A 23,310-nucleotide genomic window follows, 5' to 3' on the forward strand; every position below is an offset into this window, starting at 1 on the left:
TGCACACTCTGGAGCGATCAAATGTCTATACGGTAATGCTTAACAACATCCTCATTCACGTCTATGCCCAGCCCCGGCGCGTCAGAAACAGTTATTTTGCCATGGACAGGCCGAAAATCCGGACAGATGAAGTTTTCTTCAATAGGGGTGGTGCAGATCTCCATTTCGTTGCCAAAGGGGTTAGCCATGACAAAATGGGCCGTAGCAGCCACACCTGCGCCGTAATAGAACGAGTGCGTTATCAGGGGAATATTCCAGGCTTCTGCCATGCCCAGAATTTTGCGGCAGCAGGACAAACCTCCAGCCTTGATAACGTCAGGTTGTAAAATATCAACGGCGTTTTTCTCAATCAGGGTTTTGAATCCATAGTGGGTGTATTCATTTTCGCCTGCGGCAATGCTGATGTTGCTGTGTTCGCGAATGAAGCTCAGGCCATCATAATCATCCATGGGGTTGATGGGCTCTTCAAGCCAGCGGAGGGAGTATTCTTCCATGCGCTGCGCCATGGTCACTGCTTCCCGCCTGCTCCAGCAGCCGTTGACATCCAGCGCAAGTTCAACGTTGTCACCAATGGCTTTTCGCGTTGCTGCCACAGATGCCACATCCCGCTGGTGCAATTTGACCATATGATAGCCGTCTTCGGCCCGGGTGGCAGCATCTTCCGCTGCTTCTTCCGGCATCGGGAACGGGGGCAGGCTGGCATATCCACGAATGGAACTGTGGTGCGCGCCCCCGAGCAGTTTGTAGACCGGGAGGCCGCTCATTTTTCCCAGAATGTCCCACAGGGCTATTTCCACGCCGCTGATGGCGTTCAGTACCATCCCCTTGCGCCCGTATCTGAAGGTGGCAATGTACATTTTTTGCCACAAGGCATCGATGCATGTGGGGTCAGCCCCCATCAACCGGGGTTTGAGAGCTTCAACAATGAATTTTGCGACGGCGCATGGCGTGAGCCGCCAAGCTTCGCCAATACCGATGATACCTTCATCCGTGTGGATTTTTACCAGTACATGGCCGTCACTTTCAGTATTGAAACACTTTTCAGATTTTGAAGCCTTTATTTTTTGCGGAATACGCAAAGGTATGGCCTGCACATCAGTAATTTTCATCCTGGACATCTCCATGTAATGCAGTGAATCACAACAAACTTGCCAATTTTATATCCAGGCATGTTTCTAAAAAAACAGACCTGTTGGCGTGGGTACATTGAGCAGCTTCACAAAACTGAGCCAGATCAGGATGCAAAAGATCAGGGAATACAGCGTGCTGACCTTTGCCAGATGCAAAATTCCTTTGTTTTTGTCGCCCAGAATCATGGATGTGCAAAAAATAAAGGCAGCCGTGCTGACAAAGAATCCCAGAATTGATAACAAAACTGCGTAAATCAATGCTACTGCCGCAATTATTGCCACCTTTTTCCAGGCGACGGATTCGGTTTCACAAAAAGTATTGTCACGCCGTTTGAGGTAGATCCCCTTACCGACAAACCACACCCCGCCAAGCGCGATCACCGTAAGAAGCGCCGCAGGAAAGACGCGCGTAACGTCTTCCAGCTCTTGCATCTGCAGGCCAAAAGCGGCGCTGATTGCCAGAAAACACAGTCCGCATAGTATATCTTGATGGCTTTTACACATTGGCGTTCTCCGGGCGTTCATCCTGACAGCGACATTTTGCTTCATTTTCCTGCATCCGCAGTTTTTTCAGGTGCAGCAGATACGGGGTGGCCAAAGAAAGCGCCAAAGCAAGCACAAGTACCTTGCTGATGGTGCTGTTGAGCATGATGGCAGGGAGGCCGCCCGGCACGGAGTGGGCAAGATCAAGACACTTGCCAAGGTTTTCTTCAATCATGGGTCCAAGAATAACGCCCAGGGCCATTGCCCCGGTGTCCATGCCAAGCTTGCCGCCAAAAAAGCCCACAAAACCGAATACCATGACAACCCATATGTCGATTATGCTGTTGGAAATGGCATACGCGCCAATATATGACAGAACCACAATGCCAATAGCCACAAAGGTCAGCCTCAGCGTCAGCAGTTTTGCCATGCAGCGGCACAGAACAAAGCCAATGGGAATCATGAGCAGATTTACGGCAAACTGCGAAAAGATGAACGTGTAGGCCAGTTCGCCTGTGGCAGAAAAAATCTTGAATCCAGGCTGGATGCCATGCGCCATAAGCGCCCCGAGGATCACGGCCGCAACTGCGCTGCCGGGAATCCCCAAGGTCAACATGGGGATAAGAGAACCGCCGATGACCGCGTTGTTGGAACTTTCAGATGCGGCAACACCCTCTATGCATCCCTTGCCGTAAATGGAAGGATCTTTGGCCCAACGTTTGCTCTCATTATAAGCGATGATGGATGCAATTTCTCCGCCTGCACCGGGCAGCATGCCCACCCACGTGCCAATAAGCGACGAGCGCAGCAGAATTTTTTTGCATCGGCGGGCGAGGTATGAGGCCGTTTTTCCGAACGTACCCTTACGGGGGTTGTAGTCAGCCACAAATGTTTTATCCGTACCGATCAGGTAAAGCACTTGCGAGAACGAAAACAGACCAATCATGCACGGAATGACGGAAACACCCTGAACAAGGCCGTAAGAACCAAATGTGAACCTGGGGACGCCAGCATTGGGATCAATGCCAATGGTGGAGATGAGCAGACCTATGGCGCCAGAAACAATACCCTTGCCCATATTCCCGGGGCTCATGACGGCGATGGTGCTCAAGCCAAAAAGACACAGCCAGAAATTTTCCGGCCCGCCGAATTGCAGGGCGAATCGCGCCAAAGCGCCAGCAAGGAACAAAAGAAAGAATACGCCTACAATGCCGCCAAAGGCAGAGGAAAGCAGCGAGGTATACAGGGCTTTGTCTGCTTCGCCGTGCTGCGTAAGCGGCCAGCCGTCAAAGGTTGTGGCAACAGAAGAAGGGGTGCCAGGAGTGCAGATAAGCACTGCCGAGTTGGAACCGCCGTAAATAGCGCCCACGTAAATAGCGCCGAGCATGACGAGGCCTGAGGTAGGATTCATGGCAAAAGTCGCCGGAACCATCAGAGCAACACCCATGGTAGCCGAAAGACCCGGCAGGGCGCCAATGACTATGCCGCCTGTGAGACCGACAACCATAAGAAAGATATTCAGGGGATCAATGAGGTTCAGAAGCGATGGAACGATAAACTCGGTCATATGTGGCTCCTGGGGACAGGATGGACAGTCTGCTGTCCATCCTGTCCAAAAAGTCTATTTGAGTAGGCCGGCTTCTGAGAGCAGAGCTTTGTCTTTTTGCTCAGTAGAACGGATGTAGGCTGCTGTGGCAGCTCCATCCAGATACTCCGCAGGCTGGCCGGCTTTTTTCATATCTGCCAGATAACCGGGATCGTTACAGATTTTTTTGAAGGTTTCCCGCAAAAACGACAACTTGTCCGCAGGGGTGCCCTTGGGGGCGGCAAAAATGCGGCGTATGTCAGAAACAAGGTCTATGTTTTGTTCACGCAGGGTCGGCACATCGGGTAAAAAGTCATTGCGCTTTTCTGCCGCAACATTGAGTACAGTAAATTCGTCAATGGAGCGCATGACATCGTTGATATTGCCAAAAATCAGGTCAACTTCGCCGCCAAGCAGGGCCGCGTTCTGATCAGCAGCTCCTTTATAAAAAACACGGCTCAGTTTCACATCAGGGAAGAGTTTGTTGAACTCCAGAAACATTAGATGATGCCCGCTCAGCGGGCCGACAAGCCCAACCCTGACGGCATTGGGAGCAGCCTTTGCTGCATCAATAATATCCTTAAAAGACTTGAACTTACTTGACTTAAGTACGGCAATGCACTGGGGGTCGTTGACCACCTGGGCAATGTATTCAAAGCTGTCTGCATTGAAGGAAGCACGTTGTGCGAGGGATTGGAGCACAAGATGCGGGACATTAAGGCCGCCGATGGTGTAGCCATCAGGGTTTGCCTTGGCTATTTCCGTAAAGCCGATAATGCCGCCAGCGCCGGGTTTATACACAAACACCCAAGGTTCTTTGACATATTTATCCCAGTACTTTTGCATGATGCGTGCCTGAACATCACTGGAGCCACCTGCGGTAAAAGCAATGATCATGCTGAGGGGTTTGTCTGGGTACGCGGCGGCAGCCGGATGGGCAGCCATTGAAATGAGGGAGAGGGCAAGGAAAAGGCAAGGTAAAATGGCTTTGAACTTCATCTAGGCCTCCTTTTCGAAAGCAATATCATTCCTTTTTTGGGGGGGAAAGTATCCTGGGAAAGCAACTTTCCCAGGATACATAACGCATCTTAGGCGCTTTCGTACAAACGGGTCATAATGAATTCTCTGTGTCCCAGAACTTCAGCTGATGTATTGCGTCCATTGCAGGTGCGGAACATCATTTCAAGCAGCTTGTCGCCAGCGGCATCAAGGTTGATTTCGCGGCGCAGAATACCGGAAACATCAACGTCGATGTGCTCGCTCATGGTGCGCACGGTACGGGGGTTGGCTGAAAGCTTGATCACCGGCAGAATGGGATTGCCGATGATGTTGCCCTGGCCCGTGGGGAAAAAGTGCACCACAAAACCGGAGGCCGCGCAGAGCGTAACCATTTCTGCAGCGGCGGAAGAGGAATCCATAAACCACAGGCCGGGGCCGGTGGGCATTTCAGCCTTGTCGAGGCAGCCGATAACAGGGGCTTTGCGGCCAATTTTCTGCACATTGCCCAGGGCTTTTTCTTCAATGGTGGTCAGGCCACCTTCAATGTTGCCCTTGGTGGGCTGGGAATCGCTCAGGTCGTCTGTTTTGTGGTCGTCCACAACCTTGGCGTAGCGGTCAAAAAAGCCCTTGAACTTGGCGCGTACTTCATCATTGGCACAACGTTCCATAACCAGGTGTTCGCCGCCGGTGATCTCAGTGGTTTCACCAAAGAGGGTTGTGGCGCCCTTTTCCCACAGTTTGTCAAAAGCGTTGCCCACAGTGGGGTTGGCGGCAATGCCGGAGGTGGTGTCGGATTCACCGCACTTGGTGGAAACCCACAACTCGTTTACCTTGCATTCGGTGCGTTGCAGTTCGGTGGCGAAGTGCATGAATTCCTTGGCCTTGCGTGAAGCGCTGCAAATGGTCTCAAGGTCGCCGTGCTGTTCAATGGCAAAGCCTTCAACGGGCTTGCCGGTCTTGGCGATGCCGTCCACTACGCGCTTGGTCCACTGGGGTTCGATACCGATAACGATAACGGCAGCGACGTTGGGGTTGGAGCCCACGCCGATCAGCGTACGGAAATGCAGGTCAAGGTCTTCGCCGAACTGGAGGCGGCCATAAGCGTGCGGAAGAGCCAGCGTGCCCTTGACGTTGTTGGCCACAGCTTCGCAAGCGGCGTTGGAAAGGTCGTCCAGGGGCAGAATGATAACGTGGTTACGGATGCCCACGCGGCCATTTTCACGGCGATAGGCCATAAATGTCTGTTGCATCAGATTACCACCTCTTGGTTTTGACGTTGTGGACATGCAGGTGTTCGCCACGCTTGATGGGCTGCACAACCTTGCCGATGTCGGTGCCGTACTTGATGACGGTGTCGCCCACAGCCATATCCTTCAGGGCAATCTTGTGGCCGATCGGAATGTCGTTAAGCGTTTCAAAGTCGATGCTCTGATTGCCGTCCATGACCCAGCCATTGAGCTTGTCGCCTTTCTTCACCCCTTCGACAACGATAACACCGACGCTATCGCCGGGTTCGTGAACCACAAAATGGGTTACCATACCGCTCTCCTTTAATAACATTGCTATAAAAAAGTTTTTTTAGGCAAAAACTTAATGGCAGTATGAGCAAAACAAGAGTACATTTTGCAAAAATTATTAGTTTTTATTTGTGCAGCATTGTATATGTACACATAAATACCAATAATATTTTTTGCCTTTAAGCCTTGCTGCAAAGTATAGAGCAATTGGTGTGCCAAAAAATGTGGTTGTTGCTATGCTGCGAAAATAATGGACTTATTTTCACAAACTTGATTGAATAACCAGTGAATGTATTGATTTATTGGTAAAATTGATTATATTTGGGTATAAATTGCCCAAATACAGGCGGAAAAAATGGAATATAAGATTACGCCAAAGGGGCTGAGCAGTCCCTCTCTCACTGTCGGACAGGTTGTGCATCATCTGGCGCGCATTGTAGCGGGAAAAATCGACCGAAACGCTTTTTTTCAGATTTTATCAAAACAGATTCGTGAACTTTTTCACTATGACAGGTTTTGTATTAATCTCTATGACGCTGAACGGGAATTTCTGAACCTGTTCACCGCTGCAGATGGAACCGTGGTAGAATCACTTTCAAATACGCGCATAGCGCGCAACACGGTGGCCGGCCTTGCCATTTCCTCGCGCAAGCCTGTGGTTATCAATGATCTTTCTGTACATAATCTGGGTGATGGTCCCATGCCTCTCTCGTCAGTGGGACTTAACGCAACCATTGCTCTGCCCCTGATCATCAACCGTGAGGTCATTGGCACACTGCATGTTTCTTTTGTAAAGCAGCCGGATAATATTGTTGAGATTCTGAACTTCCTCATTGAACTTACGCCCGTGCTCACGGCTTTTCTGTTCGCAGTTCTGGCTGAGGAACGAATGGCAAAGGTCAGACCCGTGACGGAGCATTCCGGCAAAATACAGGATGACTCAAGCAGTATTCTGCTGGAAACAAAACTGCTCGAGACGCCGCCCATGGTGCGCACAATGGCTGTGGTGCGCAAAGTTGCCAAGCTGAACATTCCCGTGCTTATCACCGGGGAAACCGGTACGGGTAAAAGCATGCTGGCGCGTTGGCTGCACCGTCACAGTCCGCGCCGGGAAGAAAACTTCGTCAAGGTTAACTGCCCTTCCATCGCGCCTACCCTTTTTGAAAGCGAAATGTTCGGCTATGCCAAGGGTGCTTTTACCGGGGCCACAGCCAAGCGCATTGGCCGCATTGAACTGGCCCAGCACGGAACCCTGTTTCTGGATGAAATAGGTGAACTCGCGCCGGAAATGCAGAGCAAGCTGCTGCTGGTCATGGAAGAAAATTCGTTTGAACGAGTGGGCGAGGCTGAGTCCACTGGCGTGGACATCCGCGTAATTTCAGCCACCAATATCGATCTGGCAGCAGCAATGGCCGAGGGGCGACTGCGGCGGGATCTGTATTACAGGCTCGGTTCAGTGGTTGTGCGTATGCCCTCGCTACGGGAGCGAAAAAGCGATATTCCCCTGTTTGTGGAACACTTTATTCATCAGTTCTCCAAGGAGTACGAGATACGTCCTCCCCGGCTGAGCCGTTCCGTTGTGCAGGCCCTGCACGGGCATTCATGGCCCGGCAATATCCGTGAACTGCGCAATGTGGTGAGCCGCATGCTGCTTCATTCGCTGGATTCGGCGGTCACGGAGGATTTTGTTTTGGAGGCCCTGCACCAGTGGGAACCTGAATCTGCTGAAAAACAGCCCTGTGAATCAGCTGTTACTGCGGCGGGCGGTATCTCCGGGAGTGTTGCCGATCTGGCATCAGGCGGTACAGGCAAGGAGCAGGCGGTAGCCTCGGCGCGTCTTCCAACACTTGAGGAAAATGAGCGGGGCCACATAGAGCGAGCTTTGCGCCAGTCCGGCGGGCGAGTTTCCGGGCCGCGAGGAGCAGCGGCACTGCTGGGCGTGCCGCGCTCTACCCTGCAACACAGAATGCGCAAGTTGGGTATGGACAGGTAAGGTTTTTTTGATCCCCGATTTTTCAGCCGCAAGTCGGTAGGTGGCTATTTTCTTTCGTACTCTTCCTGTTGTTGAGTTTCCCACAGTTTGCGCTTATGATGCCTCCCTATCTTTTGGGAAATACCGCATCTCGGAGTAAGCATGCTTGAGTATATCCGTTCCAATTCGCAGTCTCTTGGCGTCAAACTGGCTTTTGGCCTCATTATTCTTGTCTTTGTTTTTTGGGGCGTGGGCAGTATGAAAGACCGGGGCGCGGGCAATGTGGTCGCCATGGTAAACGGCGAACCCATTACCGTGCGTGATTTTGAACTCGCCTATCGCAATGCGGAAGAATCCGTGATGCGCAACAACCCCGGCGCAACGCGCGAGCAGGTTCGTCAGGGCCTTGGCCGTCAGGTGCTGCGTGATCTGGTCAGCCAGTCTCTCGTGCGTCAGGAAGCGGCCAACGCGGGTATTACCGTGACCCCGCTCGAGCTGCGCATTGCCGTGGGGCAGATTCCGGCTTTCCAGAACGCCAAAGGGCAGTTTGACCCTCAGGCCTACAAGCGGGTTTTGGAAATGCAGCGCATTTCGCCCGCGCAGTACGAGCACGACATGAGCGAAGACCTGCTGCGGCAGAAGCTCTTTGCCCTGGTCACTGCCGCAGCGTGGCATGACCCCGCCGAAGCCCAGAACCGCTACAACTTCCTGCGTGAACAGCGGGTGCCCGACTACATCTTTATTCCTGCTGCCGAGTTCATGGCAAATGCCAAGCCTTCGGATGCGGAAGTAGCCGCCTATTACGACAGCCATAAGGCTGAATTTGCCATTCCTCCCAAGGTGGACGTGGCCTATATCCGCATTTCGCCGGAAAATCTGGTCAAGCCCGAAGCCATCAGTGAGGCTGACGCCCGCAAGTGGTACGATGCCAATCTCTCCCGCTTCAACCAGCAGGAAGAAGTCAAAGCCGCGCACATTCTTGTGCCGCTGGCCGAAGACGCCGCTGAAGCGGACGTGAAGAAAGCGCAGGAAACTGCAGCCAGCATTGAGAAGGAACTTAAGAGCGGCAAAAGTTTTGCCGATGTGGCAAATGCCCACAATGGCCCCAATGCTGCCGGCCCCGGCGGTGAGCTTGGCTGGATCAAGCGCGGCACCACTGTCAAGCCTTTTGAAGACACGGCCTTTGCCCTTGAGCCCGGCAAGGTTTCCGCGCCTGTGCGCAGCCAGTTTGGTCTGCACATCATCAAGGTGGAGGAAAAGAAGGGCGGCGACACGCAGCCCTTTGCAAGCGTTGCCGCCGATGTGCGCAAGGCCATTGCCAAAGAACAGGGCGCGGACAAACTGCGCGACGTTCTTGATAACCTTATTGAAGACAACATCCTCGGCAAGCCGCTTGAAAAAAGCGCGCAGGCTCTGGGCCTTGAAGCCCAGCAAACGGGCATGGCTTCTGCGCAGGAGCTGCAACAGAAGATGGGCATCAGCGCCGAAGCCGCCGCAAGCCTTGAAAAGACCCCGGCCAATTCGCCTGTGGACAGAGCGCTTGAAGCTGGCGATGCCTATGTGGTTGCCCGAGTGCTTAAGGCTGAGTCCGCATCCACCGCGCCGCTTGAAACTGTGAAGGATAAAATCTTCGCCCGCTTGCAGGGCGAAAAGGCCCTTGCCGAAGCCATGCGCGCGGCGGCGGAGCGCCGCAAGAACCTTGCGGACGGCCCCATCAACCCCACCGTTAAGACGGGCATGGGCATCAAGACCGCCAACCCCATGGACCGCAGCGGAAGCCTGGCAGATTTTGGGGCGGACCCCGAACTTGCCGCAGCCCTGTTCCATGCCAAGGTCGGCCAGTGGCTGCCTGCGGCCTTTGCCGTCAACAGCCCCAAGGACGGTCAGGGTGCCGTGCTTGTGCACGTTGGCGCGGTGCAGCCTCCTGATCCCGCAGAATGGGACATGATCAAGGGCATCATGGTCAATGCCGTGGAGCGCGAGCGCCTTCAGGGCATGTATGAAACCTTCATGCAGCGTCTGCTTTCGACCGCCAAGGTTGAAGTGCACAACATGGACATTGTGGACAGAAAGAACATGTAGCTCTGCCCTGCCGATGGCCCACTGCCCCCGGCGCGCAGGCGACAGACACATTGAACTCCCGACCGGAACCGCGTATTGCGGTTCCGGCCTTGCATATTTCCCCCCAACCCTCTCCGTTCTGGCGGCAGGGATATTTACAAAACGACATACCTACCTATTTCTCACAGGTCGACCGAGTGGTCTGTGAGCGGGCCTTGCCCGGCGATAAAAGGAGGCACTCTATGTGCGGCATTATCGGTTATGCGGGCCACAGGCCTGCGGTACCCGTTGTGGTTGAGGGCTTGCGCCGTCTGGAATACCGTGGGTACGACTCTGCGGGCGTGGCTTTTGCCCGTCAGGGCGATCTGCATGTGGTACGCGCCACCGGCAAGCTGGCCGCGCTGGAAGAAAAGCTCGCCCACGAAGAAGGCGTGACCACACCCACCAGCGCCATGGGCCACACACGCTGGGCCACGCACGGCGTGCCCGCCGAGCGCAACGCCCATCCCCATCGTTCCAACGATGGCACTCTCGCCATTGTGCACAATGGCATCATTGAAAATTATCAGGAAATCAAGGCTGACCTGACGGCCAAGGGCTATACGTTCAGCTCCGAGACAGACACCGAAGTGCTGGTGAACCTCATAGCCGAACGCCGCAAGACAGAGCCTGACCTGCTGCACGCCTTTGCAGCAGCCCTGCGCGAAGCGCACGGTGCGTATGCGGTCTGCCTTATGGATAAAAACGAGCCAGGCGTCATCTACGCCGCGCGCATGTCTGCCCCGCTTATTTTTGGTCAGGGCACTGGCGAAAATTTTGTGGCGTCCGACATTCCGGCCTTCCTGCCCTACACGCGCCAGGTGGTGTTTCTGGAAGATGGCGAGCTGGTGCGCGCCACCGCTTCTGACTACGCCATCATGCGTCTTAAAGATCTGAGCCCGGTGCAGCCCGAACCGCAGACCATCCAGTGGGACATGCAGGCCGCGCAAAAGGGCGGCTACCGCCACTTTATGCTCAAGGAAATTTTTGAGCAGCCCCGCGTTATCACTGATGGCCTCACGGGCCGCATTGAAGGCGACCACAGCGATGTGCGCCTCGCGGAGCTGGACAGCCTGCCTGTGCCGCGCCGTCTGCATATTGTGGCCTGTGGCACGTCTTACCATTCCGGCCTATGGGGGCGGCATCTGCTGGAGCATTGGGCGCATGTGCCCGTGCAGGTGGAAATTGCCTCCGAGTTCCGCTATCGGGATACCCTGCTGCTGGACAAGGACGACATGGTGCTCGTCATCAGCCAGAGCGGCGAAACCGCCGATACCCTGGCAGCCCTGCGTATTGCCAAGGAAAAAGGCGTGACAGTGCTTGGCCTGTGCAACGTGGTGGGTTCGTCCATCGCGCGTGATGCCTCAGCCGTGCTCTACACCCAGGCCGGGCCGGAAATCAGCGTGGCCTCCACCAAGGCCATGTGCAGCCAGATGCTCATGCTGGCCCTCATGGCCCTGTACTGGAGCAAGCGCAACGGCACCATGTCTGCGGACGAGCGCCGCAAGATCATCGATATGCTGGAAAACCTGCCCGCACTGCTGGATGCCTCGTTGCCCGCCATGCACGAAAAGGCGCGCGAGCTTTCCCGCAAGTATGCCCAGGCCCGCAATTTCTTCTACCTTGGGCGCGGCCATTGCTACTCCCTGGCTCTGGAAGGCGCGCTGAAGCTCAAGGAACTTTCGTACATCCATGCAGAAGGCTATGCGGCTGGCGAAATGAAGCACGGCCCCATTGCCCTGATCGACCCCTCGTTCCCCACTTTTGCCCTGGCGCTGGATGATGTTCTGCTGCCCAAGGTGAAGTCCAACATGGTCGAGGTGCAGGCCCGGCAGGGCAAGGTTATCGCCCTGACCAACGAAGGTTTTGACCTTGGCGCGGAAGATACCTGGGTTATCCCCTCCCTGCCCGCTCCTCTGGCAGGCTTTATGGCCCTGCCCGCGCTTCAGCTTTTCAGCTATGAAACCGCCGACTACCTCGGCAAGGATGTGGACCAGCCCCGCAACCTGGCCAAGAGCGTAACGGTGGAATAGACAGATCAGCTCTGGCGAGCACTAAGCCGCCGAGAAAACAGTTGCCCCGCGCCTGTCGTGCCATGTATGGGCACGGCAGGCGCGGGGTTTGCTGTGGTGTACCGACTGCCCGGTATTATGTGCTCGATTCGGTCATGTCTGACAGGCAATTACCGCGAAATTCCCCGATTCTGCGCGGCTTGCCTAGTGCGGGCAAATTGGGCATAATCCGTCTCTGTAACCTTTCAGGCCTTTGCGGAGGCGCATATGCAGCCCGAGATTCTGCTTTTCGACATAGGCAATACTTCCATCAAGATTGGGCTGGGCAACGAGCGTCATGTGCTGACCTCGTACACCCTGCGCACCGATACCGCCCAGTCGGCGGACAATTTTGGTCTTACCCTTCTCACGCTTTTGCAGCATGCGGGCGTTGCGCCAGCGCAACTCAAAGCCTGCGTTGCGTCTTCTGTTGCGCCCGGTTTTGATCCCCTGCTGCGCGAGGCTGTGGCCCGCTATGTGGGCTGCCCCCTGCAACGCGTGGGCAAGGAACTGCCCGTTCCGCTTGAAAACCGCTATGAACGCCCTGCGGAAGTGGGCGCGGACAGGCTGGTGGGAGCCTATGCGGCGCGCCGCATGTATCCGGAAACGCCTTCTCTGCTTATTGTCGATTTTGGCACGGCAGTGACCATCGACTGCGTGAGCGGCGATGCCTACATGGGCGGCCTGATTTTTCCCGGCCCGCGCACGGCCCTGACCGCGCTTTCGCGCGAGGCCGCCAAGCTGCCAAGGGTCAACCTTGATGTGCGCGCCAACGAGCCAACACCTGGCCGCAATACCACCACCAGCATCCAGCACGGCCTTGTTTTTGGCTTTGCCTGTATGGTCGAAGGCCTGACGCAGCGCCTCAAGCGGCAGATGTCCGGCCCGGTCAAGGTGCTTGGCACAGGGGGCTTTGCCTCCTCCATCGCCAGGGTCAGCAACGTGTTTGATCAGGTGCTGCCCATGCTCTTGCTCGAGGGTCTGCGCAGGCTGCACTATGAAGAACCCGGCACTGACGAGTAGCGTCATGAATCCCGCCTGGCAGTCAGGCGGCGCTTCTGGCTTTGAGCAGACGTTTCACGTGCAAAATTTCTGATCAACTTATCCGCAGACCATTAGCCTTTGCGCCGTGGTAAGCATTTTCGTAAACAAGCCCCCCAGGGCAAAAGGAGTAGACAATGAGCGGCATTGCTTCAGTTTATGGCCGTGAGATTCTCGATTCGCGCGGCAACCCCACTGTTGAAGTGGAAGTGACGCTGGAATCCGGTCACAGCGCCCGCGCGGCGGTACCCTCCGGGGCCTCCACGGGTAGCCGTGAAGCCCTGGAAATGCGTGATGGCGACAAGAGCCGTTTTGGCGGCAAGGGCGTGACCAAGGCTGTTGACAACGTCAACGGTGAAATCGCCGAAGCCATTGTTGGCATGGACGTACTGCGTCAGGTGCAGATCGATAACACTCTTATCGACCTTGACGGCACCGACAACAAATCCCGCCTTGGCGCCAACGCCATGCTGGGAGTCTCCATGGCATGCGCGCGCGTGGCTTCCGAATTTCTTGGCCTGCCGCTCTATAAGTATCTTGGAGGCATCAACGCCAAGGTGCTGCCCGTGCCCATGATGAACATCATCAACGGCGGCGCGCATGCTCCTAACAATCTGGATATTCAGGAATTCATGATCATGCCCGTGGGGGCCATGACCTTCCGCGACTCCCTGCGCATCGGGGCGGAAATTTTCCACACCCTTCAGGCCATCCTCAAGAAGGACGGTCACGTGACCAGCGTTGGCGACGAAGGCGGCTTTGCTCCCAACCTGAAGAACCACGACGAGGCTTTTACCTATATCATCAAGGCCATTGAAGAAGCGGGCTACAACCCCGGCTCCGAAGTGGCTCTGGCCATCGATGCCGCAGCCAGCGAATTTTACAAGGACGGTAAGTACGTTCTCGGCGGCGAAGGCAAGACCTTCAACAATGCCGAAATGAGCGACTGGCTGGCCGAATTCACCCAGAAGTACCCCCTCATCTCCATCGAAGACGGCATGGCCGAAAGCGATTGGGACGGCTGGGGCATGCTGACCGCCTCCCTGGGCGACCATATCCAGCTGGTGGGCGACGACGTGTTCGTGACCAACCCCGCCATCCTGGCCGAGGGCATTGATCAGGGCGTGGGCAACTCCATCCTCATCAAGCTCAACCAGATCGGTACGGTTACAGAAACCCTGGACACCATCGAAATGGCCAAGGAAGCTTCGTACAGCACCGTTGTTTCGCACCGCTCCGGCGAAACCGAAGACAGCTTCATTGCCGACCTCGCCGTGGGCGTCAACGCCGGGCAGATCAAGACCGGCTCGCTCTGCCGCTCCGAGCGCATGGCCAAGTACAACCAGTTGCTGCGCATTGAAGAAGAACTGGACGACGATGCGGACTTCTTCGGCCCCATCATGGCTGAATACTATCTTCAGGCAGAAGACGAAGACTAGGTTTATCCGCCCGCAGATCAGGCCGCGCTAAGGCAGGGTCTGCGGGCTTTTCACAGCTGATCGCGTATGGACCTCCAACCCGCGCGCAACCATATTGGAAGGGCGCGGGTACCACCAGCGACCGTCGCACCGGCCGGGCGCGGCGGTCGCCCTGTTTGCGGCGGCTATCTTATTTTTTGGAGTTTGACATGATCTTGATTGACGGCAAAAAAACCGCCGCCGACATCCGGGCGGAACTTGGCGCGGAAGTGGCCGCCGCCCGTGCCGAGGGCCATCGTGCTCCGGGCCTTGCGGTTATCCTTGTGGGTGAAGACCCTGCCTCGCAGGTCTATGTGCGCAACAAGGAGCGCGCCTGCGCCGAGGCCGGTATTGTTTCCTTTCCGCACCATTTGCCCGCCACCACCAGCCAGCAGGATCTGCTGCAACTCATTAACGATTGCAACGCCAATCCCGCTGTGGACGGCATCCTGCTGCAACTGCCCCTGCCCAAGGGGTTGGACGCGCAGGAATGCCTGCTGGCCATTGATCCGGAAAAGGACGTGGACGGTTTCCACCCTGTGAGCGTGGGCCGCCTTTCGCTGGGTTTGCCGGGATTCGTCTCCTGCACGCCCGCCGGGGTCATGGAGCTGCTGCGCCGCTACGACCTTCCCACCAGCGGCAAGAAGGCCGTGGTTGTGGGGCGCTCCAATATTGTGGGCAAACCGCTGGCCATGCTGCTGGCCCGCTCCGGCCGTTTTGGCGACGCCACAGTGACCGTTTGCCATTCGCGTACGCCCGACCTTGCGGAGCAGTGTCGTCAAGCCGATTTTCTGTTTCTTGCCATGGGCAGGCCGCGCTGCATCACGGGCGACATGGTGCGCCAGGGCGCGGTGGTCATTGACGTGGGCATCAACCGCACTCCCGAAGGCCTGTGCGGCGATGCGGACTTTGCCAGCGTAAGCCCCAAGGCGCATGCCATTACGCCTGTGCCCGGCGGCGTTGGCCCCATGACCATTGCCATGCTGCTGAGCAATACCGTGCAGTCGTGGCGGCAGCACCGGGCCTGATCTTGCCCGCTGGAGGGAGAGCGCATGGAATTCAGGGATGCCGTAAAAATCTGCCTGACCAAGAAGTATTGCAGCATTAAGGGCCGGGCCTCGCGCTCTGAATTCTGGTGGTTCTGCCTGTTCACGCTGCTGATCAATATTGCGGTGGCCATCGTGGGAGCTATGGCGCCAGCGCTGGCTTCCATCATCAGCGCCGTGCAGGCCCTGTGGCTGCTGCTGCCAACGGTGAGCGTGTCAACGCGCAGGCTGCACGACCGCGATCTTTCCGGCTGGTGGCAGGCACTGCCTGCGGCCTTGATGCTGCCTGGCCTGATCGGGCTGGCCACTGATGGCGAATGGCTGTTCATTGTGGCAGCCCTGGCCGTGAGCATTGCAAGTATCGGGCTGATGGTCGTATACGCACTTAAAGGAACCTCCGGGCCCAACCGTTTTGGCCCTGATCCACTTGACGACAGCGGGGTCTGAGGGCCAACATACAAAGGTTGTGCCGCCCTTCGGCGACAACAGGCGAAAATCCGCGCCAGTGGCCCATTGCAGGCCATCTTGCCAGACGTTCTGCTATAGCGTATGGCCCGGTCATCATCTGCCATATTGAGAGGGCAACTATGTTTCGCAACGCAAAGAATGTCGGTTACTATATGATTGGTTCGGGCAGCCTTGCCCAGCTTGGCGATCTGATCGGCGCGCGCCGCGCCGCAGTGAACGGCCCTGCCGTGTTCTTTATTGACCATTTTTTTGAAGGCAAGGATCTCATTGCCAAGCTGCCCGTGGAAAGCAAGGACATGGTGGTCTATGTGGACACCACCAACGAACCCACCACTGACAGCATAGACGGCTACACCGACAAGGTGAAGGCCTTCCTCAACGGCGCGGCCCCTTGTGCCCTGCTGGCCTTCGGCGGCGGCTGCGTTCTTGATACCTGCAAGTGCGTGGGCAACCTGCTGAACAACCCCGGCAAGGCCGAAAATTATCAGGGCTGGGAACTGGTCAAGAACCCCGCTCCCTACAAAATCGCCGTGCCCACCCTTTCCGGCACAGGTTCCGAAACCTCGCGCACTGGCATCATCTGCAATGAGGAAAAGAACATCAAGCTGGGCATGAACAGCGACTACACCATGTTCGAGCAGGTGCTGCTCGACCCTGACCTCACCGCCAGCGTGCCGCGCAACCAGTATTTCTACACGGGTATCGATACCTACATGCACTGCTTTGAGAGCATCACCGGCTCTTACCGCAACGTGGTGGTGGATTCCCTGGCTGAAAAGGCCATTGACCTCAGCAAGCAGGTCTACCTTTCCAACGACATGATGAGCGATGAAAACCGCGAAAAGCTCATGATCGCCTCATTCCTGGGCGGCATGGCCGCCGGTTTCGTGGGCGTGGTGCATCCGCTTTCGGCGGGCCTCAGCATGGTGCTGCACATGCACCACGGCATTGCCAACTGCTATGCCCTCACGGTGCTGGAAGACATCTACCCCAATGAGTACAAAGACTTTATGGCCATGATGGAACGCCAGGGCATCGACTTGCCCAAGGGCATCTGCCAGGGCCTTACCGATGCACAGTACGATGCTCTTTACGGCGCCAGCATTGTGCACGAAAAGCCCCTTTCCAATCGCCTTGGGCCGGATTTCAAAAAGATCCTCACCAAGGAAAACGTTATCGAGCGCTTCAAGCGCATGTAGCCGCGCGCGGCGCAACCAGCGCCTCCGCTTGCAGTGATAACCGCATATTGTGCGCCGTCGGGCCTTCCGGCGGCGCATTTGCCACAAGGAGTCCTCATGGACCTTAAAGTGAATTTCAGCGGCCGCGCCATCCGCTACACGGAAGAAGAAATCGCCGTGGTTGTCGATGTCATGCGCAATGCCGACACGCTCACCCAGGGCGTGCACATGCGTGATTTTGAAAGCAAGTTCGCCAGCTATCAGGGCGTTGCCCAGGGCAGCTGCTTTGTGACCATGAACGGCGTTTCGGCTCTGGAACTTTCGGCCCAGCTGTGCCGCTTCAAGCCCGGCGATGAAGTGGTCATGCCTTCGCATACCTTTACGGCCTCTGCCTACCCCTACATCAAAAAGGGCGCCACAATGGCCTGGGCTGACGTTGACCTTCTGACCCGGGTCGTCACGGCCGAAAGCATTGAAAAAGCCATTACACCCCGCACCAAGGCCGTTGTGGTGGTGCATCTGTACGGCTATGTGGCGGATATGGTCGGCATTGCCGCCCTGTGCAAAGAGCGCGGGCTTATCCTTATCGAAGACGCGGCCCAGTCCATCGGCTCCGAGCTGAATGGCAAAAAGGCTGGCAGCTTTGGCGATATGGCCGTGTTCTCCTTCCATTCGCACAAGAACCTCACCACTCTTGGCGAGGGCGGCATGCTCTATGTGCGCGATCCCAGGCTGGCGGCCCTGGTGCCCACCCTGCGCCACAACGGGCATTGCGGCTATGATTTCGATCGCCCCGACTACTGGAAGCCCGCCATGGGCAACGTCGATCTGCCCATGCTGGACGGGGAACCCCTGCAGCCCAACAACTATTGCCTTGGCGAAGCGGAATGCGCGCTGGGGGCCAAGCTGCTTGAGCGTATCGATGCCATCAATGACGAAAAGCGCGTCCGCGCCCTGCGCTTCATTGATGCGCTGGCGGACTTTTCCGAGCTGGAGTTCCACCGCGAGGATTCCCGCCGCCACAACTACCACCTGCTGGCCGCGCGCATGACCACGGGCACTGAAGCCCGAGACCGCTTTATCCGCGCCATGTTCAACGAGAAGGGCGTGAAGTGCGTGGTGCAGTATATTCCGCTGGACCGCTACGATTACTACCGCCGTCTGGGCATGGGCAAGGCCGACTGCCCCAATGCCGACACCTTTTTTGACGCCATGATTTCCTTCCCCTTCCAGCACTGGCTGACGGATGAGGAATTTGACTACATGCTGGCTTCCACCCGCGAGGTTCTGGCCAGCCTGCGCTAACGCGGCCTGTATTGCCCCGGACGGCATCGAATTTACGATGTTGTCCGGGGTTTGCTCACTGCGCCCTGTTCCTTCCGCACAGCAGAGAACACACGTGAAAGAACGCTGCATCGTCATACCTGCCATCAAGAAAAATGCCGTCATTCCTGACCAGCTTGTTAAAAAACTGGCCGGGGTTACGCTTGTGGAACGGGCCGTCAATACCGCGCGCGGCGTCTTGCCCGGCGATGATATTGTTGTGCTGACCGACAGCCAGGAAATCGCGCTCATCTGCGAACGCGCGGGCGTGCGGCACCACTGGAACAAGGATCTGCGGTTCACCAGCCTTGATATCGTCACCGAAATGCGCGGGCTACTGACAGAACTTGCGCGGGAATACGAGCACTGCATGATTTTGCGCGCCTCCTGCCCTCTGCTCACCTGGGTGGACGTGGAAGACGCCTGGAAGCGCTTTCGCGAGGCACAGGCCGATAGCCTGGTGACGGTCAAAAGCATGCGCCAGCGCATCTGGAATGTGCAGGGCGAAGGGCTTGAGAGCCTGCTGGACGAAGACGCCGGACACGACAGCGAAAAAATGCTGGTGGTGGAAAGCCGCGCGCTGATCATTTTGCGTCTTGCCCTGCTGGACAAGGCCAACGGCCACACACTGGAGCGCGGCAAGATCGTGCCGTATTTTCTCAACGACAGGGCCATTGAAATTCAGGGCTATCAGGACTGGTGGATCTGCGAGCACCTTTTGCAACGGCGGCATGTGGTCTTTGTGGTGGCGGGCTGGCCCGCCATCGGCATGGGGCATGTGTTCCGCGCGCTGATGCTGGCGCACGAGATCACCAATCACAAGATCAGCTTTGTCTGTACGCGCGAGAGCGAGCTGGCGGTGGAAAGCATTGCCCGCAAGGACTACAAGATCGTGCGTCAGGGCAACGAGGAGCTGGCAGACACAGTGCTGCGCCTGCGGCCCGACCTTGTGGTCAACGATATTCTGAACACGACGGCGGCCTATATGGCCCGCCTGACCACGGCTGGCGTGCGCTGCGTCAATTTTGAGGATGAAGGCCCCGGCGCGGACTGGGCGCGGCTGGTGGTCAACGCCCTGTACGAAGACAGGGACAGCAACGAGCGCCTGCGCTATGGGCCGGATTATTTTTGCCTGCGTGATGAATTTCTGGGTGCGGCGCGCAATCCCTTCCGCCCTGAACTCCGGACAGTGCTCATCACCTTTGGCGGTACGGATCTCAACGACTGCTCGCGCCGGGTGCTGGACATCATCGAACCCATCTGCCGGGCCTACGGCATCCGTATCCGCCTTGTGGCAGGGCCGGGCTATGCCCACAAGGACGCCATGGAGGCGCATCTGGCACGGCTGGATAACCCGCTGGTGGAATTTACCTGGGCTACCAATGTCATGAGCCGCATGATGGAAGGGGCCGACCTCGCCATCTGCTCCGCAGGGCGCACGGTGTACGAGCTGGCCCACATGCGGATTCCCTCAATGGTGCTTGCCCACCACGAGCGCGAGGCGCGCCACACCTTTGCCCGCCCCCGCAACGGCTTTGCCTTTGTGGGCATTATGGACAGGGTCAGTGATGCCAAGATTCGCAATGTTTTTCTGGCCATGCTCAAGAATCCCCGGCGCAAACGCTTTTGGGATCGCCAGAACTCCCTTAATTTTACGGCCAATAAGGGGCGCGTTGTAGCCCTTATGCAGAATATCCTGCAGGAAGGCGCAGCCACCCCACAGGCGGCGGAAGATGCTGCTCCCGCAGAACCGCAGCAAGCGTAACCTGCTCCACAAAGGAACACCCATGCGCAAGACCGGCAAGGTTATAGCCATTGTTCAGGCCCGCCTCGGCTCCACGCGGCTCCCCATGAAATCACTGCTCTGTCTGCGTGATGTGCCCGTTATAGACTGGGTAACGCGGCGGCTGGCGCAGGCGGCAAAGCTTGACGGCATCATGGTGGCTGTGCCGGATACGCCCCTTGACCGCGTGCTAATGGAGCACCTGCAAAGGCGCGGCGTGCCCTGCGTTGCCGGTTCGGAGGACGATGTTCTGGCGCGGTTCTGCCTGGCGGCCCGCACGGCGGATGCCGGGCGCGTGGTGCGCGTGTGCGCCGATAATCCGCTCATCTGGAGCGGGGCTATTGACCGGCTCGTGGATTTTTACGATCAGGGCGGCTGGGACTATGCCTATAACCACATTCCGCGCAACAACCTCTGGCCCGACGGCCTTGGTGCGGAAATCCTCTCGCGCGAACTGCTGGAAGAACTGGACGCCAAGGCTGCCGAAACCTCGCAACGCGAGCACTGCCTCAACTACATATGGGACAATGCCGCCAGCTTTAAAATAGGCACGTTCGATCCAGAAGAAGACTGGCTGCGCCGCCCCGAACTCAAGCTGGATATGGACAGGCCTGACGACTTCTGCCGTCTGGCGCTCAAGCCCATCCATCCCGACATGGACGCAAGGGACATTGTGCGCGTGTTTGGCTAGCAAAACCTACGACTTCTGGTTGCCAGTAGAATGCCCTGCCGTTTGTAAGTGAACGGCAGGGCATTCTACGCTTTTGTTTTTTTAAGAATCTTATCCAATTTCATATATTGGCGGTTCGTCTGCTGGAGTCTCTTCTGTAAGGTCTTTCCAGAAAGAAATCTTTCCATCATTTGATACTTTAACGCCAAGCCCATAGTGAGCTAAAACATGAGCAGCTGCTTTTCTTCCTCCACCAGAGCTTCCTGCAGGTATTTGAAGTATCGCACCAGCAGAAAGAATTTGCCCATCATCAAGAATAACAGTTGCACCATCAATTGAAAGTAATTCTTGTCTCAAATTCCTGGATAATTCATGAAATTTTTTTTTGTTTGTTAGGGAAGAAAGGAAAACTGACTTATTGCTTGAAGAACCTAGGTAATCATTGCCTTGAATAATTTGGAAGTCATTTCTTATTTTTTCTTTATCTATAATCTTACTTCTAGGCATAAAACCAATGCAAGCTCCCTTTCTTTGGAAAGATGTATCAAGCATAGTTACATACAGTGCCTCCCTTATTTTCACACCATTTCTTGTGTTTTCTGAATGAATATGCATAGATTTAATGTATGCGCTATGGGTAAAAAACTTCCACTTACCGCGCCTTTTTGCTAACAATAGTTCTTTATTTTTAAATATGAGTATTTCACCAGAGCGATTTAGGCAAATTGAATATTGAAGCTGTTCTGCCCAGTTTGCTATAGGCAAAAAAGGTAAGGGGGCAAGCATGTGTTCTTCGTCATCAGGTTTGGGAAATGGAAGGGATTCGTGCTTGATAACATGCCCTTGCGAATTGATGACGACTATTGTGTCAAAACCGGAGGTTATGACTTTAAGGTAATCCTCACTGCAAATTTTAAAAAAATCTATTGATATCTTAGTTGCTTCGGGATGAGTTGAGTCAATAATTCCTATTGAAAAAACTATCTTTTGACCTTCGTATGTTTCACTTGCCCAAGAATCGAACAAATCAATTATTTTATGGACAACATTACGACTAGGACGAGAAATATAAAGTGAAATTGCTTCTTGTAATGAATATAATGCAATTGTTTTAAGTAGCTTTTCATCGAACGTAGAACGAAATGGGTTCTTCCGGGTTTTCCGTGGGTAACCCCTGTCAGGAACTGGCCGGGTAGAGGTTTAGACCGCCACAGAAGAAGTAGATGGCTGTCTTGAAATGCTCCCGGTTCCTATAACCGCAAGCCTTCCTCTTGATGGCCATGATCTTGCTGTTGAGGCCCTCGGCCACGCCGTTGGTGATCCTGTGGCGGCAGAAGGTCAGGATGTTCTCAAGATGTCTCTGAATCAGTCCGCCCACTTTGCGCATTGGGGCAAGATCTGACCTGTTCACCCAGACCAGCCATCGCTTCACAAAACGTCTGGCCCATCCCGTGCTCAGGTACTTCCAGACGTCGTTCAGGCTTTCCTTCATGGCCCAGGCCTTGGCCACCTTGAGGTTCGCTGTCTTCAAGGCCTCCAGGGCTGGCCGGTGTTTGTCCGGCAGATTCTCCTCCCGGTATAGCCAGAGGAATTTCGTGCCCTTGAGTCGATGGTCATCCTGACTTGTGAGTTCGCGGTGCTCTTGCTTGCGTACCCGGTCCACAGCCTCGCCTACGTGTTTCATGACGTGGAACCGATCGTGAACGATTTTCCCCGCCGCGTCCGGCACATGTTTGAGCGTAGCTTTAAAATAGGGCTCCCACATGTCCATGGCCACGGCCTTGATCCGCTCCAACTGCGCCTTGGTGAACTGAAGGTAGTACCCCTCAAGGCTTTCGGCCTTACGCTCGTCGGCCACATACTCCACCGTGCTGCCGATCAGATCACAAACCACGGTCACATAGTCGTGCCCCTTGCGGAATGCCTTCTCGTCAACGCCAAGATACCGCGAGGGATTCGATTGCTTGCGCTCCCGGCCCCGGCGCACCGCCCTTTCCATGACACCCCATGCTTCGTCCCAGGTGATGCGCAGGATGCGCCGCGCTCCTGTTACGGTGGCGCACTCGGTCAGCACGTCGATGATCAATCGCTCCATCAATATGGTGAAACGTGCCTTGGACTCGGCCCAAGGCACGTTGACCTGAAGGACGCCATGCTCGGGGCAGTCCACTCGGGGAATCCGAGCATGCAGGAACGTCTTGAACTGGCACGTGTCCAGATGGCGCCAGACACGAGGCTCGGCATGGTCGCGGCAAGCCAGCTCTCGACCACAAGTAGGGCAAAACCAGCGAACACCAGGACCATGCTCCACGCGGATGTCTACCCGACCTTCCGCCGTGTCCAGTTCAACAGCCTCAACAAACCAGGGCTCGGTCAGCCCGAGAATCCGAAAATATAGGTCCGTATCCTTCATTGGTGCCCTCCGGGAAGGACATTAGCAGATCAGCTACCCACGGAAAACCCGGAAGAGCCAACGAAATGTTTCTTTCCAGCTTATCATGATTTTT

At 55.9% G+C, this 23,310-nt stretch carries 19 protein-coding genes; 11 read left to right on the forward strand and 8 right to left on the reverse strand.

Annotation, left to right across the window (positions count from 1 at the left end; genetic code table 11):
- Positions 1–17 precede the first annotated feature (17 nt).
- From ACUZ79_RS01355 to ACUZ79_RS01380, 6 genes are all read right to left on the reverse strand, one after another.
- The gene (locus ACUZ79_RS01355; protein WP_449250469.1) at positions 18–1,109 is read right to left on the reverse strand and encodes a mandelate racemase/muconate lactonizing enzyme family protein; all 1,092 of its coding nucleotides are present in this window, start codon (positions 1,107–1,109) and stop codon (positions 18–20) included.
- 66 nt (positions 1,110–1,175) lie between these two features.
- Positions 1,176–1,634, reverse strand: a complete 459-nt coding sequence (locus tag ACUZ79_RS01360) for a tripartite tricarboxylate transporter TctB family protein (RefSeq protein ID WP_449250470.1) — start codon at positions 1,632–1,634, stop codon at positions 1,176–1,178.
- Positions 1,627–3,180, reverse strand: coding sequence for a tripartite tricarboxylate transporter permease (locus tag ACUZ79_RS01365; RefSeq protein ID WP_449250471.1), 1,554 nt, complete (start codon positions 3,178–3,180; stop codon positions 1,627–1,629). Before ACUZ79_RS01365 ends, ACUZ79_RS01360 begins: the two co-directional genes overlap by 8 nt.
- A gap of 54 nt (positions 3,181–3,234) precedes the next feature.
- Entirely contained in the window at positions 3,235–4,197 is a 963-nt protein-coding gene (locus ACUZ79_RS01370; RefSeq protein ID WP_449250472.1) for a tripartite tricarboxylate transporter substrate binding protein, read from the reverse strand.
- A gap of 89 nt (positions 4,198–4,286) precedes the next feature.
- The gene (locus ACUZ79_RS01375) at positions 4,287–5,447 is read right to left on the reverse strand and encodes a UxaA family hydrolase (RefSeq protein ID WP_022659048.1); all 1,161 of its coding nucleotides are present in this window, start codon (positions 5,445–5,447) and stop codon (positions 4,287–4,289) included.
- Positions 5,448–5,451: 4 nt separating this feature from the next.
- Positions 5,452–5,736, reverse strand: a complete 285-nt coding sequence (locus ACUZ79_RS01380; RefSeq protein WP_192113150.1) for a UxaA family hydrolase — start codon at positions 5,734–5,736, stop codon at positions 5,452–5,454.
- Between the two features lie 333 nt (positions 5,737–6,069).
- Between ACUZ79_RS01380 and ACUZ79_RS01385 the strand changes: the two genes are divergently transcribed.
- From ACUZ79_RS01385 to ACUZ79_RS01435, 11 genes are all read left to right on the forward strand, one after another.
- Positions 6,070–7,707, forward strand: a complete 1,638-nt coding sequence (locus ACUZ79_RS01385) for a sigma 54-interacting transcriptional regulator (RefSeq protein WP_449250473.1) — start codon at positions 6,070–6,072, stop codon at positions 7,705–7,707.
- 141 nt (positions 7,708–7,848) lie between these two features.
- Positions 7,849–9,768, forward strand: coding sequence for a SurA N-terminal domain-containing protein (locus ACUZ79_RS01390; protein ID WP_449250474.1), 1,920 nt, complete (start codon positions 7,849–7,851; stop codon positions 9,766–9,768).
- A gap of 221 nt (positions 9,769–9,989) precedes the next feature.
- Positions 9,990–11,819 (forward strand): glutamine--fructose-6-phosphate transaminase (isomerizing), encoded by a 1,830-nt coding sequence (gene glmS, locus ACUZ79_RS01395; protein WP_240823291.1) that lies wholly within the window; start codon positions 9,990–9,992, stop codon positions 11,817–11,819.
- A 246-nt stretch (positions 11,820–12,065) separates the two neighbouring features.
- On the forward strand, positions 12,066–12,860 hold the full coding sequence (locus tag ACUZ79_RS01400) for a type III pantothenate kinase (protein ID WP_022659053.1): 795 nt from the start codon (positions 12,066–12,068) through the stop codon (positions 12,858–12,860).
- A gap of 155 nt (positions 12,861–13,015) precedes the next feature.
- Complete coding sequence (eno, locus tag ACUZ79_RS01405) at positions 13,016–14,317, forward strand: phosphopyruvate hydratase (protein ID WP_240823292.1); 1,302 nt, start codon at positions 13,016–13,018, stop codon at positions 14,315–14,317.
- 188 nt (positions 14,318–14,505) lie between these two features.
- Positions 14,506–15,363: a bifunctional methylenetetrahydrofolate dehydrogenase/methenyltetrahydrofolate cyclohydrolase FolD gene (folD, locus tag ACUZ79_RS01410; protein WP_240823293.1), complete on the forward strand. Its 858-nt coding sequence runs from the start codon at positions 14,506–14,508 to the stop codon at positions 15,361–15,363.
- Positions 15,364–15,387: 24 nt separating this feature from the next.
- The gene (locus ACUZ79_RS01415) at positions 15,388–15,828 is read left to right on the forward strand and encodes a DUF805 domain-containing protein (RefSeq protein WP_449250475.1); all 441 of its coding nucleotides are present in this window, start codon (positions 15,388–15,390) and stop codon (positions 15,826–15,828) included.
- Between the two features lie 140 nt (positions 15,829–15,968).
- Entirely contained in the window at positions 15,969–17,048 is a 1,080-nt protein-coding gene (locus ACUZ79_RS01420; protein WP_449250476.1) for an iron-containing alcohol dehydrogenase family protein, read from the forward strand.
- A gap of 96 nt (positions 17,049–17,144) precedes the next feature.
- Positions 17,145–18,332, forward strand: coding sequence for a DegT/DnrJ/EryC1/StrS family aminotransferase (locus ACUZ79_RS01425; protein WP_449250477.1), 1,188 nt, complete (start codon positions 17,145–17,147; stop codon positions 18,330–18,332).
- A gap of 94 nt (positions 18,333–18,426) precedes the next feature.
- The gene (locus ACUZ79_RS01430) at positions 18,427–20,115 is read left to right on the forward strand and encodes a cytidine 5'-phosphate N-acetylneuraminic acid synthetase (RefSeq protein ID WP_449250478.1); all 1,689 of its coding nucleotides are present in this window, start codon (positions 18,427–18,429) and stop codon (positions 20,113–20,115) included.
- 22 nt (positions 20,116–20,137) lie between these two features.
- Positions 20,138–20,824, forward strand: a complete 687-nt coding sequence (locus ACUZ79_RS01435; RefSeq protein WP_240823671.1) for a cytidylyltransferase domain-containing protein — start codon at positions 20,138–20,140, stop codon at positions 20,822–20,824.
- A 90-nt stretch (positions 20,825–20,914) separates the two neighbouring features.
- Here ACUZ79_RS01435 and ACUZ79_RS01440 read toward each other — a convergent pair whose 3' ends face one another.
- Entirely contained in the window at positions 20,915–21,829 is a 915-nt protein-coding gene (locus ACUZ79_RS01440; protein ID WP_449250479.1) for a hypothetical protein, read from the reverse strand.
- A gap of 151 nt (positions 21,830–21,980) precedes the next feature.
- Positions 21,981–23,216, reverse strand: a complete 1,236-nt coding sequence (locus ACUZ79_RS01445; RefSeq protein ID WP_096152604.1) for an ISL3 family transposase — start codon at positions 23,214–23,216, stop codon at positions 21,981–21,983.
- Positions 23,217–23,310 lie beyond the last annotated feature (94 nt).

Source organism: Desulfovibrio faecalis (genome assembly GCF_053570625.1).

Coding starts and splice junctions, on each gene's coding strand:
- ACUZ79_RS01355 (WP_449250469.1), bottom strand. CDS start 1,109: ATGAAAATTACTGATGTGCAGGCCATACCTTTGCGTATTCCGCAAAAA.
- ACUZ79_RS01360 (WP_449250470.1), bottom strand. CDS start 1,634: ATGTGTAAAAGCCATCAAGATATACTATGCGGACTGTGTTTTCTGGCA.
- ACUZ79_RS01365 (WP_449250471.1), bottom strand. CDS start 3,180: ATGACCGAGTTTATCGTTCCATCGCTTCTGAACCTCATTGATCCCCTG.
- ACUZ79_RS01370 (WP_449250472.1), bottom strand. CDS start 4,197: ATGAAGTTCAAAGCCATTTTACCTTGCCTTTTCCTTGCCCTCTCCCTC.
- ACUZ79_RS01375 (WP_022659048.1), bottom strand. CDS start 5,447: ATGCAACAGACATTTATGGCCTATCGCCGTGAAAATGGCCGCGTGGGC.
- ACUZ79_RS01380 (WP_192113150.1), bottom strand. CDS start 5,736: ATGGTAACCCATTTTGTGGTTCACGAACCCGGCGATAGCGTCGGTGTT.
- ACUZ79_RS01385 (WP_449250473.1), top strand. CDS start 6,070: ATGGAATATAAGATTACGCCAAAGGGGCTGAGCAGTCCCTCTCTCACT.
- ACUZ79_RS01390 (WP_449250474.1), top strand. CDS start 7,849: ATGCTTGAGTATATCCGTTCCAATTCGCAGTCTCTTGGCGTCAAACTG.
- glmS (WP_240823291.1), top strand. CDS start 9,990: ATGTGCGGCATTATCGGTTATGCGGGCCACAGGCCTGCGGTACCCGTT.
- ACUZ79_RS01400 (WP_022659053.1), top strand. CDS start 12,066: ATGCAGCCCGAGATTCTGCTTTTCGACATAGGCAATACTTCCATCAAG.
- eno (WP_240823292.1), top strand. CDS start 13,016: ATGAGCGGCATTGCTTCAGTTTATGGCCGTGAGATTCTCGATTCGCGC.
- folD (WP_240823293.1), top strand. CDS start 14,506: ATGATCTTGATTGACGGCAAAAAAACCGCCGCCGACATCCGGGCGGAA.
- ACUZ79_RS01415 (WP_449250475.1), top strand. CDS start 15,388: ATGGAATTCAGGGATGCCGTAAAAATCTGCCTGACCAAGAAGTATTGC.
- ACUZ79_RS01420 (WP_449250476.1), top strand. CDS start 15,969: ATGTTTCGCAACGCAAAGAATGTCGGTTACTATATGATTGGTTCGGGC.
- ACUZ79_RS01425 (WP_449250477.1), top strand. CDS start 17,145: ATGGACCTTAAAGTGAATTTCAGCGGCCGCGCCATCCGCTACACGGAA.
- ACUZ79_RS01435 (WP_240823671.1), top strand. CDS start 20,138: ATGCGCAAGACCGGCAAGGTTATAGCCATTGTTCAGGCCCGCCTCGGC.
- ACUZ79_RS01445 (WP_096152604.1), bottom strand. CDS start 23,216: ATGAAGGATACGGACCTATATTTTCGGATTCTCGGGCTGACCGAGCCC.